At 53.6% G+C, this 14,391-nt stretch carries 10 protein-coding genes and 1 pseudogene; 5 read left to right on the top strand and 6 right to left on the bottom strand.

Annotation, left to right across the window (positions count from 1 at the left end; translation table 11 throughout):
* Positions 1-38: 38 nt before the first annotated feature.
* Positions 39-359: pseudogene (locus QEN43_RS21650) on the bottom strand (DUF5996 family protein); the annotation flags it as partial.
* A 402-nt stretch (positions 360-761) separates the two neighbouring features.
* On the opposite strand from QEN43_RS21650, the gene QEN43_RS03510 reads away from it, so the two are divergent.
* On the top strand, positions 762-1,448 hold the full coding sequence (locus QEN43_RS03510; RefSeq protein ID WP_026611984.1) for a hypothetical protein: 687 nt from the start codon (positions 762-764) through the stop codon (positions 1,446-1,448).
* Between the two features lie 781 nt (positions 1,449-2,229).
* Here the strand turns inward: QEN43_RS03510 and QEN43_RS03505 are convergent.
* Entirely contained in the window at positions 2,230-3,213 is a 984-nt protein-coding gene (locus QEN43_RS03505; protein WP_051332050.1) for a hypothetical protein, read from the bottom strand.
* Positions 3,214-3,573: 360 nt separating this feature from the next.
* Complete coding sequence (locus QEN43_RS03500; RefSeq protein WP_156912908.1) at positions 3,574-3,744, bottom strand: hypothetical protein; 171 nt, start codon at positions 3,742-3,744, stop codon at positions 3,574-3,576.
* Positions 3,745-4,256: 512 nt separating this feature from the next.
* Between QEN43_RS03500 and QEN43_RS03495 the strand changes: the two genes are divergently transcribed.
* Positions 4,257-5,903, top strand: coding sequence for an alpha-keto acid decarboxylase family protein (locus QEN43_RS03495; protein WP_026611983.1), 1,647 nt, complete (start codon positions 4,257-4,259; stop codon positions 5,901-5,903).
* A gap of 1,015 nt (positions 5,904-6,918) precedes the next feature.
* Here QEN43_RS03495 and QEN43_RS03490 read toward each other — a convergent pair.
* On the bottom strand, positions 6,919-7,926 hold the full coding sequence (locus QEN43_RS03490) for an IS481 family transposase (protein ID WP_317963705.1): 1,008 nt from the start codon (positions 7,924-7,926) through the stop codon (positions 6,919-6,921).
* 381 nt (positions 7,927-8,307) lie between these two features.
* On the opposite strand from QEN43_RS03490, the gene QEN43_RS03485 reads away from it, so the two are divergent.
* A complete protein-coding gene (locus tag QEN43_RS03485) occupies positions 8,308-8,886 on the top strand; it encodes a helix-turn-helix domain-containing protein (protein WP_026611981.1) in 579 nt (192 codons plus the stop codon).
* Positions 8,887-9,691: 805 nt separating this feature from the next.
* Here QEN43_RS03485 and pssE read toward each other — a convergent pair.
* A complete protein-coding gene (gene pssE / locus QEN43_RS03480; RefSeq protein WP_026611980.1) occupies positions 9,692-10,144 on the bottom strand; it encodes a PssE/Cps14G family polysaccharide biosynthesis glycosyltransferase in 453 nt (150 codons plus the stop codon).
* On the bottom strand, positions 10,141-10,650 hold the full coding sequence (locus QEN43_RS03475) for a glycosyltransferase family protein (RefSeq protein ID WP_084162379.1): 510 nt from the start codon (positions 10,648-10,650) through the stop codon (positions 10,141-10,143). The genes pssE and QEN43_RS03475 overlap by 4 nt, the downstream gene beginning before the upstream one ends.
* Positions 10,651-11,667: 1,017 nt before the next feature.
* Here QEN43_RS03475 and QEN43_RS03470 point away from each other — a divergent pair.
* On the top strand, positions 11,668-12,633 hold the full coding sequence (locus QEN43_RS03470) for an IS481 family transposase (RefSeq protein WP_317963704.1): 966 nt from the start codon (positions 11,668-11,670) through the stop codon (positions 12,631-12,633).
* An 806-nt stretch (positions 12,634-13,439) separates the two neighbouring features.
* Positions 13,440-14,369 carry a serine O-acetyltransferase EpsC gene (epsC, locus tag QEN43_RS03465; protein WP_026611978.1) on the top strand — a complete coding sequence of 310 codons (930 nt, stop codon included), beginning with the start codon at positions 13,440-13,442 and terminating at the stop codon, positions 14,367-14,369.
* The last annotated feature ends 22 nt before the right edge of the window (positions 14,370-14,391 follow it).

The raw sequence follows: 14,391 nt of genomic DNA, 5'->3' as shown, positions 1-14,391 counted from the left end.
GCGGCCGCATCGTGGGTGCTTTGGAGAAACTCGAGTCTCTAGCTGTCGGGCGAATCCGCCTGCCGCATCTCGGCATCAGGCAGGATGAATTCCTCGAGTTCGGGGCTGTAAAACGTGGTTTCCGGCTGTGCCCGCGCGTCGGGAAATCCTTTCGGCTCCGGATAGACACAGCCATAGAAAGCCGGAAACGGGACGGCATCGTTGCCCGACTAGAAGCCTCAGCTGCTCACCTCAGGGAATAGGCTTCCCGAACCACCCCGTCAGGCAGATCGGACACGCCGCCGCGGTGCTCGGGCGCGCCGGCCGGAGCAGCGCGTGCCCGCCAGCTCGCAGCTGCCCCAGAAAAAATGGACCGGACTGAATTTTGCAACAGCTCGGGGTGGACGGAAGAAGCCGCTTTAGCGGGGTTGCCGTTTGCCTCAGGATTTCAGCCTCTCTGGCGAGCTGAACGACGGGCTTTTATGAGATCGCGGGTCCTCCGCCCGAACCAGGTGGTAGTCAGCGGGCACAATTGTGGTTACTGGCACCGGGTCGAAACGCGGGCGCACCTACGAAGAGTGTGAATTTCGAATATGGAACGGGCCCTTTATTGACCACGAAAAATCCTCAGACTCATCAATCCCCTTTTTCGGCGTAGCTCGAAAAGATGCTCGAAGCATCGCGACCCCGGCAAGCTTTGCGGGTTTTTCATGCGTTATCAGAGGCGCGCTTCAGCTTTTATCGTCAGGCTCAATTGAATCCATGCAATATTAAGGTGCGGAATGAAAAAACTTATTTTCATCATGTTCCTTGCAATAGGAGCAAATGCTTTCGGACAGCCGAAAGCGAGAATAGCAAAATCCCCCACTGAATTTGTCCCAGCCGGATATGTTGTCTTCGAGAAAATTCAGGGAGATTTAAACAAAGACAATCAAGCGGATTACGTCTTCATAATTAAGGGAACGGACAGAAATAACGTCGTCAAAGATGAGTATCGCGGGGAACTGGAACGCAACCGTCGAGGCATCATCATTGCCTTCAAAAGTCAAGATGGATATGAACTTGTGCTGGAAAATAGCGATTGTTTTTCATCTGAAAATGAGGATGGCGGCGTCTATTTTGCGCCGGAGCTTAGCGTCACCATAAGCAAAGGAAATCTCCGCCTTCACTACGCCCATGGCAGATACGGCTATCGGACCTACAGTTTTCGATACCAGAACTCCGATTTTGAACTAATTGGTTACGATGACAGCGTGAACCGCGGTCCTGTTGTTGAACGCTCAGTCAGCATAAACCTTCTGACCAAAAAGATGCGAATAAGAGAAAACATCAATGAGAATGCAAAAGGCGGGGACGAAAGATTCAAAGAAAGTTGGAAGAAATTTGCGCTCTCAAAACCGATCAGATTGAGAGAGATTGTCAATTTTGACGAGTTTGAGCTGGAAAGCATACTCGGGATGCTCAATTGACAAAGAAGCCTAACCTTAGAAACAAGTCAGGCTTTCGTTATTTGCTTTGACAGTCCAGCTCTCCACAGAAAACAACGGCGCGTATTGAACCGGGAAGTATCGGTGAATCTCAGAAGGCACGTTACACTGCGCAGGCTTCCCTATGTGCCCTGCTTGGAGTTCCAACTGTCCAGCTCGCATAGGGCGCATTGGCATACGCTATCGTTTAATGCGTCAAACGGAATGCCCCATACGGTGGAACGGCCATCCGGGTGCGCCGGTCACAAACGGCTGGTTGGGAGCGCCAGCGATGCCTCGTCACCTGGGCTCAGTGCCGTAGCCACACTAGAGTGAAAGCAAACGGGCTGTTCACCAACGCCGACGTGCGGATCAAACTCCGTAAGCTTTGACCCACTTTCGATTGGTAACAGAGTACTGGAAACGACGGACGATCGCGTCAATGCGGTCGAAACGCAGCCTTGATGTCGGTAGTTACCTTTCTTGTCGAGTTTACCGTATGAGTGCGGCTGCGCCCGCCCCCATCGCACAGCGGGCGGACGCACCGAGGTATCACGCTCCTTGGACAGAGCGTGGGGCGGGCTCTGCAACGAGGCTGAGGACCGGATTGCCGGACGAGCTGTCGGCCGCGCGCTCCGGCCCATCGAATTACCATTGCTAGAGTGTGTTGTGGACTTTGGAGAAGATCAGGCTCTCGCCGCCGTTCTGGCAACAACCACCCCAATCGATGCTCGACACTCGTTCACCCGGTGTGGCTATACCCTTCACTGACCTGAGAACCGCTCTAATATTGATGACAACCCGTGCAGGCAAAGGCGGACTGAGCCATCATCGGTTTAACAAACTGTCCGGACGGACCAGGAGGCGTGTTGAACAGAGCAACATTCGACTGTGCTTCCGCGATACGCTGCTCCAAAATCGGGGCAAACTGCCACGTTGCGTAGTTAGGTGAAAGCCTTGCATTGGCATAAATCTTCTGGGCCGTGCGCCAGTCGCCCGATTTGACCAGCATATCGCCCATATTCAGGTAGAAACCTTCGAATTTATGCGGTGCAAGCTCGGTGTTCCAGCACACTTTTTTAGGCCCTTCCGTCGTAAAGCGGTCCATGTAAGGGGAGGCGTCGGGATTCGCACGGTTGATCCTTGCACCCAAACACAATTCCATGGCTTTCCATTGCCATTCAAGCGCAGTCTTGAAAATTTTCGAATTGGCCGAAGGCAGTGACTCCACAATGCCACCGGTTAATGTGAGCCCCGCGGTAACGTAGTTAAACTCAGGATAAAGCTTGGTGGACTTCAGCAAGGTCTTATAACCTTCGTCCATCAGCTTGGCATCCCCGTGTACATCGGCTTCCGACATCATCAGGCTGCCTAAGAAGCCAATGTAATGAGCGTCGTGAGGATCCATGCGAACCTTTTCTTCAAAGTATTTGCGCGCGAGTACCGCGTGATCGGTAATGGTCGCTGGAATAGGATCCGTTCTCGCTCTTTCGCTCAGACGCCAGGCATGCGCAGCCCCGATATAAGCCGCGGTCGTCGAATCGTTAGGATTTGTAAGATATGCCGCTGTTAACGCATTAAGCACGTCCGGAATCAAGTCGTACAAGCCATTATGAAAAACTTCCCAAAAGAAGAATTCGGCTTGTATTGCCTCCTCGCTACGAGTCTTGGATGGCTTCTTTTTGGGGCCTGCCGACACGGTCGAAGTTACTAGAAACGTGATAAATACCGTCACCAGAAATTTGGAAACCTTATGTTTAATAATCATGGATGATTATCCTTTTTTATATTCGTTGACTAAAAACCTTAAATAAGGCATCCGTCGAATATAGTTTCGAAAAATCCGAAAACGGTTTCTTGTCTAACGCGTTTCCAAGCCGGAGCTAGTCTAGAAAAAGGTTACTAACAATCCTGTGAAAAATTCACCGAGCGGTAACTTTCCTTTTTGCAACGACCCGGCTTACAGCGTTTTCAATTTGAGTCGGTGACTGAAAAGTCCTCGACCTGTTCAAGTACTCATGAGCATCATTCGGGGTAATGGATTGGCCGGCTCAGTGAAGGGTATTGAGGAGGTGGTCCACGGTGCGCGGATTCTCGCATTTCAAAACGTGCTTGAGTTGAACCACGCTTACTCGCTTGAATCGAACGCCAGTGGGTGCAGCGGAAAGTCGACATAACGGATGTGATGGCGGTCCAGAAACGCCCGGACAGCGCGTGTCCAGCGAACCGGGTATCGGTCGAGAATCAGCGTCCTATCGGCGAGCAAGAGCGGCAGCACATCGACATCGAGATATGCCACGAAACGTTCTACGGTCAGTGCACCTTGATCGCAGCACTAGGCATCCAGTTCTTGCTCGGTGGTGTTCACGGTCGTTCGGCGCAACGACACCGTACGTCTATCGGTCACGCGTTCACCCCGTGGGGGGCGGCCCTAACTTATTGAGGTCGGCTAATTCAAATAAAAGAAAACAGCCAGCGCCTGGATATATCGTCAGCGCTTTCTTAAGGGAGTCCGCCTCACCGAAACGGTCGGCGATTGGGCTCGGGTTTTAAAACACCCGGTTTTGGGTTATACAACGAAGCACGGGCGGTATGCGCCAGGTTTCGAATACCCCGCCACTTTCCTTATCGATGCCGGAGCAGGCCAGCACCGGTCTAAGGCATCGAGTGTTTATCGATAGGTGGCTCGTGGACGACGATCACGGTAGGACGACCGATCCATGTACCTCGTCCGGAAATCGCCTCGAATGGACATCCAATCGGATCTCCGAACCACCACACCAGCCACCCGAGAGAATTGGAGAAATGGTCATGGGCACTGCAAAAGCGGATTCGATCGGACAATACCTCCTCAAGCGTCTGTACGAAGCGGGCGTAAAGCACATCTTCGGCGTTCCCGGGGATTACGTGCTCGGCTTTTACGATCTGATGGCTAAGAGCCCCATCCAGCATGTCGGCACAACGCGGGAGGATACCGCGGCCTTTGCGGCGGACGGTTATGCCCGCTGCCGAGGACTCGGCGCTTTGGCGGTGACTTACGGCGTGGGAGCTCTGAATACGGTCAACGCGGTCGCCGGTGCCTATGCGGAAAGCTCGCCCGTAATCGTCATCAGCGGCGCTCCAGGGGTGCGCGAACAGAAGGAAGATCCAATGATTCATCACCGTTTCGGTCCCTTCACGTTTCAGCGCGAAATTTTCGATCGCATCACCTGCGCCGCTGTGACGCTCGACGATCCGATCATCGCCTTTCGCCAGATCGACCGGGTCATCGCAGCCGCTCGCCATTCGTGCAAGCCGGTCTACATCGAACTGCCGCGAGATCTAGTCATGGCAGAAGGCCATCCGGTACCCACGGAGCCGCCGGAGGAGCCCGCCAGCGACGAAGCCGCGCTATCGGAAGCGGTCGCCGAGACCGCAGAACTCATGAGTAAATCGGTTTCGCCGACCGTCTTGGCGGGAGTAGAGCTGCATCGGCGCGGCCTTCAGGACGCTCTGGTCGAGCTGGTCGAGCGGGCGCGTCTGCCAGTGGCGGCCACGTTGACCGGTAAATCGGTGATCGCCGAGCGGCATCCGGCCTATCTTGGGGTCTATGAAGGCGCGATGAGTTCGGAGAACGCGCGGTACATGGTAGAGCAATCCGATTTGTTGCTGATGTTGGGCGTCACGTTGAACGATATCGATACTGGCGTCTACACCGCGCGCCTCGACCCTCACCGCATCGTGCGCGCAGCGCAAAATGAAGTCGTGATCCGCTATCACCGCTATCCTCGCGTCACATTATCGGATTTCGTCCTATCTCTCGCGCGTACGGTGAAAGCTAAACACGAAACCTTCCCGGCGCCGGTAACCACGCCGGAGGCCACCGAGTTTCCCATGCCAGAGCGCCCAATGACCATCGCGCGGCTGATCGAACGGCTCGATCGCGCGCTTACGCCCGACATGATCGTGGTCAGCGACGTCGGGGATTGTCTGTTCGCCGCGATCGACCTGCGGGTCTATGAGCGGAGCGAATTTCTGTCCTCCGCGTTCTACACCACGATGGGGTTCGCGGTGCCCGCGGCGCTCGGCGCGCAAATCGCCCGGCCTGACCATCGCGCGCTAATTCTGGTCGGAGACGGCGCGTTCCAGATGACCGGCACCGAACTCTCGACCCACATACGCTTCGGCCTCGCGCCGATCGTGGTGGTTTTCAACAATTGCGGGTACAGCACCGAAAGGTACATCCTCGACGGGCCTTTCAACGACATCAGCTGCTGGAATTTCGACCGGCTCGGCGAGCTCTTCGGCCCTTTGAATGGGTACGACGCACCCGATGAAGAATCCTTCGAGAAAGCCCTTGTCGAAGCGCTCGCCAACCACGCGACACCCAGCATCATCAACGTTCATATCTCGCGTGACGACTCGTCTTCGGCCATGAGGCGCCTTGCCGAAGTCTTGAAATCCAGGGTCAGGGGCTGAAGCGGGATTCGATCGAGCAATATCCGGAGAGAAACAGAACGACCTGCGCCTGTACGAAATGGCTTTCCTCACCCGTACCCTGGCGAGATCTAAAGCCGCTTGCCGCGGCAGAATTTCCTTCGCTCGCGACGGTTTTTAACCTCCGTAGACTAGCGGGAGCGTTTCTTAACGGCCATCCGTTTGGTGCGCCGTTGGATAAGACGTATCGTGCGACGCGGCTGTGAGGTGGGGCATGGCGGAGGGGATCAGGTGCGTGTGTTCATGTGCGACGAGATGGGCAAAACCCATGTTCGCGCCCTACCCTATGACAATGCTATTAGCCTCGGGGTCTCTTAAACAATCAGGCTGTCAAGATCAGCTTGCCGTCTTGACACGAATGTGGCCGTACGAAGAATGCCTATCTTTTTATAACTTAATGTTATCACTTTATTAATTAATATTCCTTTAAGAAATAAGAAAGTATCGGTAAGCTACTTTTCAACTAAAACAATCACCGTGCAACGACTGTTGCTCTGCTATTTTTGCCTTGCACATCATGTAATTAGAGGGAAACGACCATGCTTAATCGTACAGTCCACCATTCGCCCTCATCGGTTCAAGTACCCATACCTTACGTCTTAGCCCAGAACCTCAAAGCTCAAGGGCATAACCTCCATGCCTTGGTTGTCGAATTCCTTCAAGGTGTTGCCGAGGGGGCAGCAAAAAAGACAGATTTCACGCAGCGGGAGCAACTGGGGACCGTAGCAGCCAATTTCTGCCACCCAGGCGCCAACGAACGAAGCACTCGTTCTTAGACACCGCAGTCGGACGTGCTCAATTGCGCAGGACGGGTCGTTTGCGAAGTCTGCCTTGAATTCGGTTGAAGGGCCTTCAAGACCCGTCTTCACCGAGCGGGACGTTACCTCGCAGGCCCCGTGGTCCGTTGCGTCTGCAGCTCTACGGTGGAATCCGGCAGAAAGGCAGCAACCTAAAATAATCACAGTGTTTCGACCGCATTGGAATGATCATCCACGGTCTATTCGGGGTATGGCTTGTCTCTATAACAGAAAACTTGCCCGTAGGTGTCAAGTCCCGCAAGATCGTAAACCTTCTTTCGAAAAAGATGAGGATGGGACAGTTGCCAGTTTTTGAGAGCCTGGATCGGGGTGAGATGGCCTAAGGCCTTTTGGGGAATGTGATGATTGTACAGCTCGACATAGCGGTGCAGGGTGGTGTCCAGATCGGCGGTTGAATCGAAGTGATGGGTTTGCAACACCTCCTCGATGCGGCCATTGAAGCGTTCCACCAGGCCATTCGTTTGGGGCCGGCCCGGCGGAATCAGGCGATGTTCGATGCCTTGTTCAGTACAGAGGCGGTCAAACTCATGCGTCCCCGAGGGCTGCCGAGTTCGGGTCAGGAAACGGTCGGTAAACTCCGAGCCGTTGTCGGTCAGGCATTTCTGGATGCGGAAAGGCGCGGCCTGAATCACCGCTTTGAGGAAGTCCTTTGCGCTTAAGGCGGTGCGGTTGGGCTTGAGGGCGACATAGACCCAGCGGGTGGCGCGGTCGATGGCGACGAACAGGTATCGGCGGGGTTCGCCGTCGATGGCGGGCAAGTACTTAACATCCAGGTGAAGGAAGCCGGGCTCATAGGCCTTGAAGGGTTTGACCTTCGCCTTCTCTGTAGGCGGAAGCAGGGTCTTGAGGGACGCCACCCCGTGGCGGCGCAGGCAGCGGTCTAGCCCGGAACGGGACACGGCGGGATTGAGAAATTCCCGGGTCACGGCCAGGAGATCATCCAAGGGGAGGAGCAGAGCTTGGCGGAGGTAGACCACGATGGCTTCCTGGGCGGGCGTGAGCGTGGTTCTGAGGGTGTGGGGCCGGTGTGAGGCATCTTCGACCGAGGAGCGGTGTTTCCACTTGCGGACGGTCGTTCGGCTAATGCCATGCTTTTGGGCCAAGGCGCGCTCGCTCAACGTGGACGCTTGAATGGCCTGCCGAACGGCCGGGGTGGTACGGGCGTTCTTATGAAGACGAATCGGCATGGAGAGAAACCTCACTTGGACGAACCGAATATCTCCTGGAGAAGGCTCCGGGCTTCGAACAGAGCATAACTCCTTCTCGGTAAATAATCACACGAGACGCGACACGTAGGTCGATTAGAGCCATCCTGATGCCGAACCCACCTTCGTTTACAAGCGGTACAAGCGCGGATAAATAACAATTCTGGATTACCGGGAGCCGAATGCCATGTTCATTTGAGCCCAGGCGGGTCCTGCCCATAGAAGCGCGCCCTCAGCCGAAAAAATCCGTGGTTTCTTGCTGTCGATTTTCAAGCGCATCGGCAAAAAGTCGATGCTCGAACGGGAAAAACAAGCGGATTAACCCGAAGGATATCTTTCTTGTATCTCTTTGACGGAGACAGCATGGAGGAAAACGAATACGCATTGAGCGCTGTGATTGCTGAGAATCTGCATCGGTTCCGCAAACAACGGAATCTATCTCTAGAGCAGTTCGCGCAGCTGACCGGAGTAAGTCGGGCCATGCTCGGACAAATCGAATTGGGCCGCAGCGTGCCCACCATAAAAGTCCTGTGGAAAATCGCGCGGGCGCTGGACTTGCCTCTCAGCAACTTTCTTAGCGGAAATCCTTCGGAACTCCCACGGGTCGTTAAAGCCAATGAAGCGAAAATTATTTCTTCGCCGGATGGTACGTTCTGTTCAAGAGCTCTATTTCCTCTTGATGTCAACCGCAAGGTCGAATTTTACGAGGTAAGGCTCGCTGCGCGAGCGGTCGAGGAGGCGAAGCCCCATCCTGCGGGAACTACCGAAAATCTTGCCGTCTGCCAAGGCATCGTGCAGATCATTGTAGGCTCACAGGATTACACGCTTAACACCGGTGACTCCATTCTCTTCAACGCCGACGTGCCACATGTTTATCAAAACCCATCCGATGCCGAAGCTCATCTGTACCTCGTTATGGCTTATGCTGACCACCGGTGCTAGAGCGTCCTCAATTATTGCTGGGTCGAAGAATTGACCCTTTGGTGCTTATGGTCGCTTCCGTTTCAAGGGCGGAGTCTCTATGAAATTCTTGCGGCGGAAGGAAAGCTTGACGGCACGCTAAGCGGTTGGAGATTTACCAAACGCCGAAGCGTGGGGAGTATGCTGGATGGGGCTTTTCGCCATCGGATCGTAGAAGCCGAGCACGTAGTCCCCCGGAACATCGAAGATATGTTTTACGCCTGTGTCGAACAGACGCTTGAGGAGCTATTGTCCGATCGAATCCGCTTTTGCCGTGTTCATGACCATTTCTCCAATCCTCTCGGGTAGCTGGCGAATCGGAAGACCGGTTCCGCGTCCATTCGACGCGATTTCCTAGCAAGGTGAATGGATTGGCCGCCTGGGCATGATCGTCGTACACAAGCCACCAATCGATAAACGCTCGATGGGTTAGACCGTCCTGATGCGGCATTGAAAGAAGCTTTTGCGGCGAGCGGACAAGCTATGGAAAGGATTATCCAGGGCTTGGGGCGAAGCAGGACGGGGTAGCACGGCGACGCTGGGTTACACGTACCGCGCCCGAAGTCTGCCGGGCACGATCGCCCGGCATCTGCTCAATTCACTGGGATTATGAGCGCTCTAATGCGTTAACGTGGAATAGTACAGCTCTCTTGCGCACGCTCTATGTCAGTTCGTGGCTGAACTTTACGGGCTTTTACATTGAGTGAGCATGCTTTCGTAGCATTATTTCAATGTGACGTTCGCTCTGCCACATCAAGAATCGCAAGAATTTTTATTTGTCTTAAAACTATATTGCCCGAATGTAGTTGATTAAATCACCTGCAAGAGATGGTAATGCCAAATATGGAACTTGCGCGCTTTGCGCTTCCTGAATAGCCTGATCAAGCATTGAACAATCGGTAACCCAACGTATAGGAATTTCTTTCGATAGTCGATCAAGAAAGTCCTGTTGGTGGTTATCCGCTGCATCCTTGTTGACTACGGCGACAAATCGTTTTCCTTCTGTAAGCAAGGACAGAACGGTACCTGTACCGCCGTGTGTGACTACTAAGGAAGCTTGTTTTACCAGTTCGTCGAGAGAGTCTTTAAAACGGAAATACTCGCAATTTTTTGGAATATACTTGCCTCGGCCTATCTGGCAGATCACTTTATCATGGATCCTATTTTTCTCAATCAAGCTATCTATGCTACGTATCAAATCGTCAAATGGGATTGTAGTTCCAACCGTAACGAGAATCATAAAACTGTACCCTTATAGATTGCCCCTTTATAAAGATTTGTTGCTTCTGGCCATTGCACATAAAGCCGATCAATTAATTTTAATGATGATAAAATTCGGCCAGTTACGGATGGTCGCTGAATCCGGGTAATACTTTCAATGAAAACCACTTTCTTGCCAAATAGGTTAGCCCATAAACTTAAAGGCACAGATAGCGAAGTTCCGACACATATAACAACATCTGGATTTGCTTTCCTTAAAATCAGGAAAGCGTCTTTCAAGCTGCTAAATAGCCGTGCCAATCTTTTTATTATTCCGCGCCCGCTGATTGTTGCGAATGTTATTAGTTGATAAACCTCTTTATCACGTACTTCCGGAGGAACTAAGCAGTCGTAGCCAGTCACATAGCAATAATAGAAATTCTGGCCAAGAGCGCTTATAAGACGTTTTGATTGCCACAGATGGCCACCGCCGCCCAAGGTTACTAGTACTTTTTTTTTCGAAAAATCAGTCGAATGCGTATTCATAATGTCAAATCCCGTTACTATCTTCTAAGAAGAAGCGATCATCCGTTCGAAATCCAAAACGTTCTTCAGAAGATCTTTGGTTTATCCAACTAAGGTTCATCACAAAGCCGATTCGCCTTCACAAGAAGGTCCGTACCACTCCCACCGTGCGGCAGGACGCGAAACTTCGAGTTGAGCGAGCCTTAGCCCAAAAGCAAGACGCCAGCCGGACGATGGTCCGCAAGGTCCCTTTCCGTATCCAGGCATATGTGGCCGACCCCGGCTTCAAGTTCAGCGACTGTTTCCCGACCTGCGCCAACAGCCTTCGGGCACACACGAGTTCGATCGGTTCTGCGGCGAACCAAACATCGAATACCACCCGGTTTCGCTACATCACGCTAACAACCACCTTCCTCAACAGTCCTTGGGCCATCTCACCCCAATCCAAACCGTGAAAAAGTAGCGAGTACTTCATCCCCATCGCTTCCACAAAAAAAGTTATGAAACAAATCAGACCTGACAGATCTTTATCCTTGGTTAATTAAGATTTTCCACTATATTGGATACTTATCCATAATAATGGATAAACCTAGCGCATACCTATCAGTGTGTTGGATTTTAATATCCTCTTCATTGATATAACAAACCAAATTTATATAACAATTTTTTCTATCGATATTCTTTACTCTTTTTGTGCCTTTGAATAAGGTATGTCGCGTGAAAAATAACAAAGAATGATTCGAGATCGTAACGAGTATGTTTCAAAATCAGAACATAAAAAGCTGCGATCACCGCCGAAGCCGGTTATTAGGTTCTTCACTACTGATTTAGGAACACTCGACAACCGTCAAATCCCGACTGTTTTTAAGTTTGTGAAAGAGTAAAATGCTTGCCAGTCTTTGAGGACTTGAACTGGGTGAGATGGCTAGGTGTGTGTCGCGTCTCGTATGATTATTTACCCAGAAGGAGTTATGCTCTGTTCGAAGCCCGGAGCCTTCTCCAGGAGATATTCGGTTCGTCCAAGTGAGGTTTCTCTCCATGCAGATTCGTCTTCATAAGAACGCCCGTACCACCCCGGCCGTTCGGCAGGCCATTCAAGCGTCCACGTTGAGCGAGCGCGCCTTGGCCCAAAAGCATGGCATTAGCCGAACGACCGTCCGCAAGTGGAAACACCGCTCCTCGGTCGAAGATGCCTCACACCGGCCCCACACCCTCAGAACCACGCTCACGCCCGCCCAGGAAGCCATCGTGGTCTACCTCCGCCAAGCTCTGCTCCTCCCCTTGGATGATCTCCTGGCCGTGACCCGGGAATTTCTCAATCCCGCCGTGTCCCGTTCCGGGCTAGACCGCTGCCTGCGCCGCCACGGGGTGGCGTCCCTCAAGACCCTGCTTCCGCCTACAGAGAAGGCGAAGGTCAAACCCTTCAAGGCCTATGAGCCCGGCTTCCTTCACCTGGATGTTAAGTACTTGCCCGCCATCGACGGCGAACCCCGCCGATACCTGTTCGTCGCCATCGACCGCGCCACCCGCTGGGTCTATGTCGCCCTCAAGCCCAACCGCACCGCCTTAAGCGCAAAGGACTTCCTCAAAGCGGTGATTCAGGCCGCGCCTTTCCGCATCCAGAAATGCCTGACCGACAACGGCTCGGAGTTTACCGACCGTTTCCTGACCCGAACTCGGCAGCCCTCGGGGACGCATGAGTTTGACCGCCTCTGTACTGAACAAGGCATCGAACATCGCCTGATTCCGCCGGGCCGGCCCCAAACGAATGGCCTGGTGGAACGCTTCAATGGCCGCATCGAGGAGGTGTTGCAAACCCATCACTTCGATTCAACCGCCGATCTGGACACCACCTTGCACCGCTATGTCGAGCTGTACAATCATCACATTCCCCAAAAGGCCTTAGGCCATCTCACCCCGATCCAGGCTCTCAAAAACTGGCAACTGTCCCATCCTCATCTTTTTCGAAAGAAGGTTTACGATCTTGCGGGACTTGACAGCTAGGCGCCATTGAGGAAAGGACGGTTGTACAGGCGCCAGGTGCCTCCTAATCGGCTGTGGTGTCGAAGCGATCGGTTTGCGGAACCTCCTCGTACCACTGCTACAACGGCCGATCTGCTGCTGGGGGCCGATAAAGTGGGATAAAGGGATATTCGATGTTTGGTTCGCCGCAGAACCGATCGAACTCGTGTGTGCCCGAAGGCTGTTGGCGCAGGTCGGGAAACAGTCGCTGAACTTGAAGCCGGGGTCGGCCACATATGCCTGGATACGGAAAGGGACCTTGCGGACCATCGTCCGGCTGGCGTCTTGCTTTTGGGCTAAGGCTCGCTCAACTCGAAGTTTCGCGTCCTGCCGCACGGTGGGAGTGGTACGGACCTTCTTGTGAAGGCGAATCGGCTTTGTGATGAACCTTAGTTGGATAAACCAAAGATCTTCTGAAGAACGCTCCGGACTTCGAACAGGACGTCACGCCTTCCTGGTAAATGATCACACGGGACGTGACATCTATGTCATGCCGGGCTATGTGTCATTCGCCGTTCCGCTGGCCGCTTTGCCCCGACCAACTCGATCGCGACACAAACGGGATCCCAACACATCGCTCGCTGGAGTTGATTGGCGAAGCCGTAACGTAGCGATCACGGTGAAACGGAGACAGGTCCGGCATTTACACGTGAGCGCGCGGCAGGAATTGCTGAGGCCCAACCTTATAAGGCCGATTACTTTTTAGACATCCGATTCCCAGGCGTCTCTACCGCCTAAGTTCGGTGGGCATGGCTATGCGTCTTGCGTCGTCTGGCAAGGAAATTGACATGACAACTTTTGGAAAAATGCATTGGAATATCGATTCGGTCGTCTCGGAACTCCGGGAAATCAGAGTCAAATCGCTAGTGAGCCGGCAAAGGGAAAATAAACCGCCCAAGTTGCCCTCCCGAAAAGTCCTGGTGGAAATCGTACAAGGTCTTTCCGCCGTGCTGTTTCCGAACCGACTGGGTTCGGGAGAACTCACCGACGAAGCCATCGATTATTTCGTGGGTCATACGCTCGATGCGGCCCTGCGGCTGCTGTACGGACAGGTATGCCGGGAGCTTCAATTCACGGCCGAGGAGTCCAGCGAGGACAGCACCGGGCAGACAGAGCGAGCGGTGCAAATCGTCCGGGACTTCGCCGCGCGTCTGCCACATCTGCGGGTACTGCTGGATAGCGATCTCGAGGCCGCTTATCAAGGAGACCCAGCGGCGCGGAGTATCGACGAGGTGCTGGTGTGCTACCCCGGCATCACGGCCATCATCCATCACCGGCTTGCTCACGAACTTTATCGATTAGGGACGCCCCTAATCGCTCGCATGATCGCCGAGATCGCTCACTCGGAAACGGGTATCGACATCCACCCGGGAGCGAGCATCGGCGGGCATTTTTTCATCGACCACGGTACCGGCGTCGTCATCGGCGAAACCGCCGTTATCGGCCAGCGGGTACGTCTGTACCAGGCCGTCACGTTGGGCGCGAAACGATTCCCGGCCGACGAGAACGGCACTCTGATCAAGGGCATCGCTCGTCACCCCATCGTGGAGGACGACGTCGTGATCTACGCAGGCGCCACGATCCTTGGTCGCGTAACCATCGGCCGCGGTTCGACGATAGGCGGCAACGTTTGGCTCACGTACAGTGTGCCACCGGGAAGCCACATAACCCAGGCGAAAACCCGCAGCGACAGGTTGGACGGCGGCACCGGTTTTTGAATCGCTTAAAGAAGGAGGCAAA

This window comes from Methylocaldum szegediense (assembly GCF_949769195.1).
Classification (GTDB): Bacteria; Pseudomonadota; Gammaproteobacteria; order Methylococcales; family Methylococcaceae; genus Methylocaldum; species Methylocaldum szegediense.
This window is presented reverse-complemented; position numbering and strand designations above follow the sequence as displayed.

Excerpts from the sequence above, each read along its gene's own strand:
- QEN43_RS03475 (WP_084162379.1), bottom strand. The coding sequence starts at position 10,650 with ATGAATACGCATTCGACTGATTTTTCGAAAAAAAAAGTACTAGTAACC.
- QEN43_RS03470 (WP_317963704.1), top strand. The coding sequence starts at position 11,668 with ATGCAGATTCGTCTTCATAAGAACGCCCGTACCACCCCGGCCGTTCGG.
- pssE (WP_026611980.1), bottom strand. The coding sequence starts at position 10,144 with ATGATTCTCGTTACGGTTGGAACTACAATCCCATTTGACGATTTGATA.
- QEN43_RS03495 (WP_026611983.1), top strand. The coding sequence starts at position 4,257 with ATGGGCACTGCAAAAGCGGATTCGATCGGACAATACCTCCTCAAGCGT.
- QEN43_RS03505 (WP_051332050.1), bottom strand. The coding sequence starts at position 3,213 with ATGATTATTAAACATAAGGTTTCCAAATTTCTGGTGACGGTATTTATC.
- QEN43_RS03510 (WP_026611984.1), top strand. The coding sequence starts at position 762 with ATGAAAAAACTTATTTTCATCATGTTCCTTGCAATAGGAGCAAATGCT.
- QEN43_RS03490 (WP_317963705.1), bottom strand. The coding sequence starts at position 7,926 with ATGCCGATTCGTCTTCATAAGAACGCCCGTACCACCCCGGCCGTTCGG.
- QEN43_RS03485 (WP_026611981.1), top strand. The coding sequence starts at position 8,308 with ATGGAGGAAAACGAATACGCATTGAGCGCTGTGATTGCTGAGAATCTG.
- epsC (WP_026611978.1), top strand. The coding sequence starts at position 13,440 with ATGACAACTTTTGGAAAAATGCATTGGAATATCGATTCGGTCGTCTCG.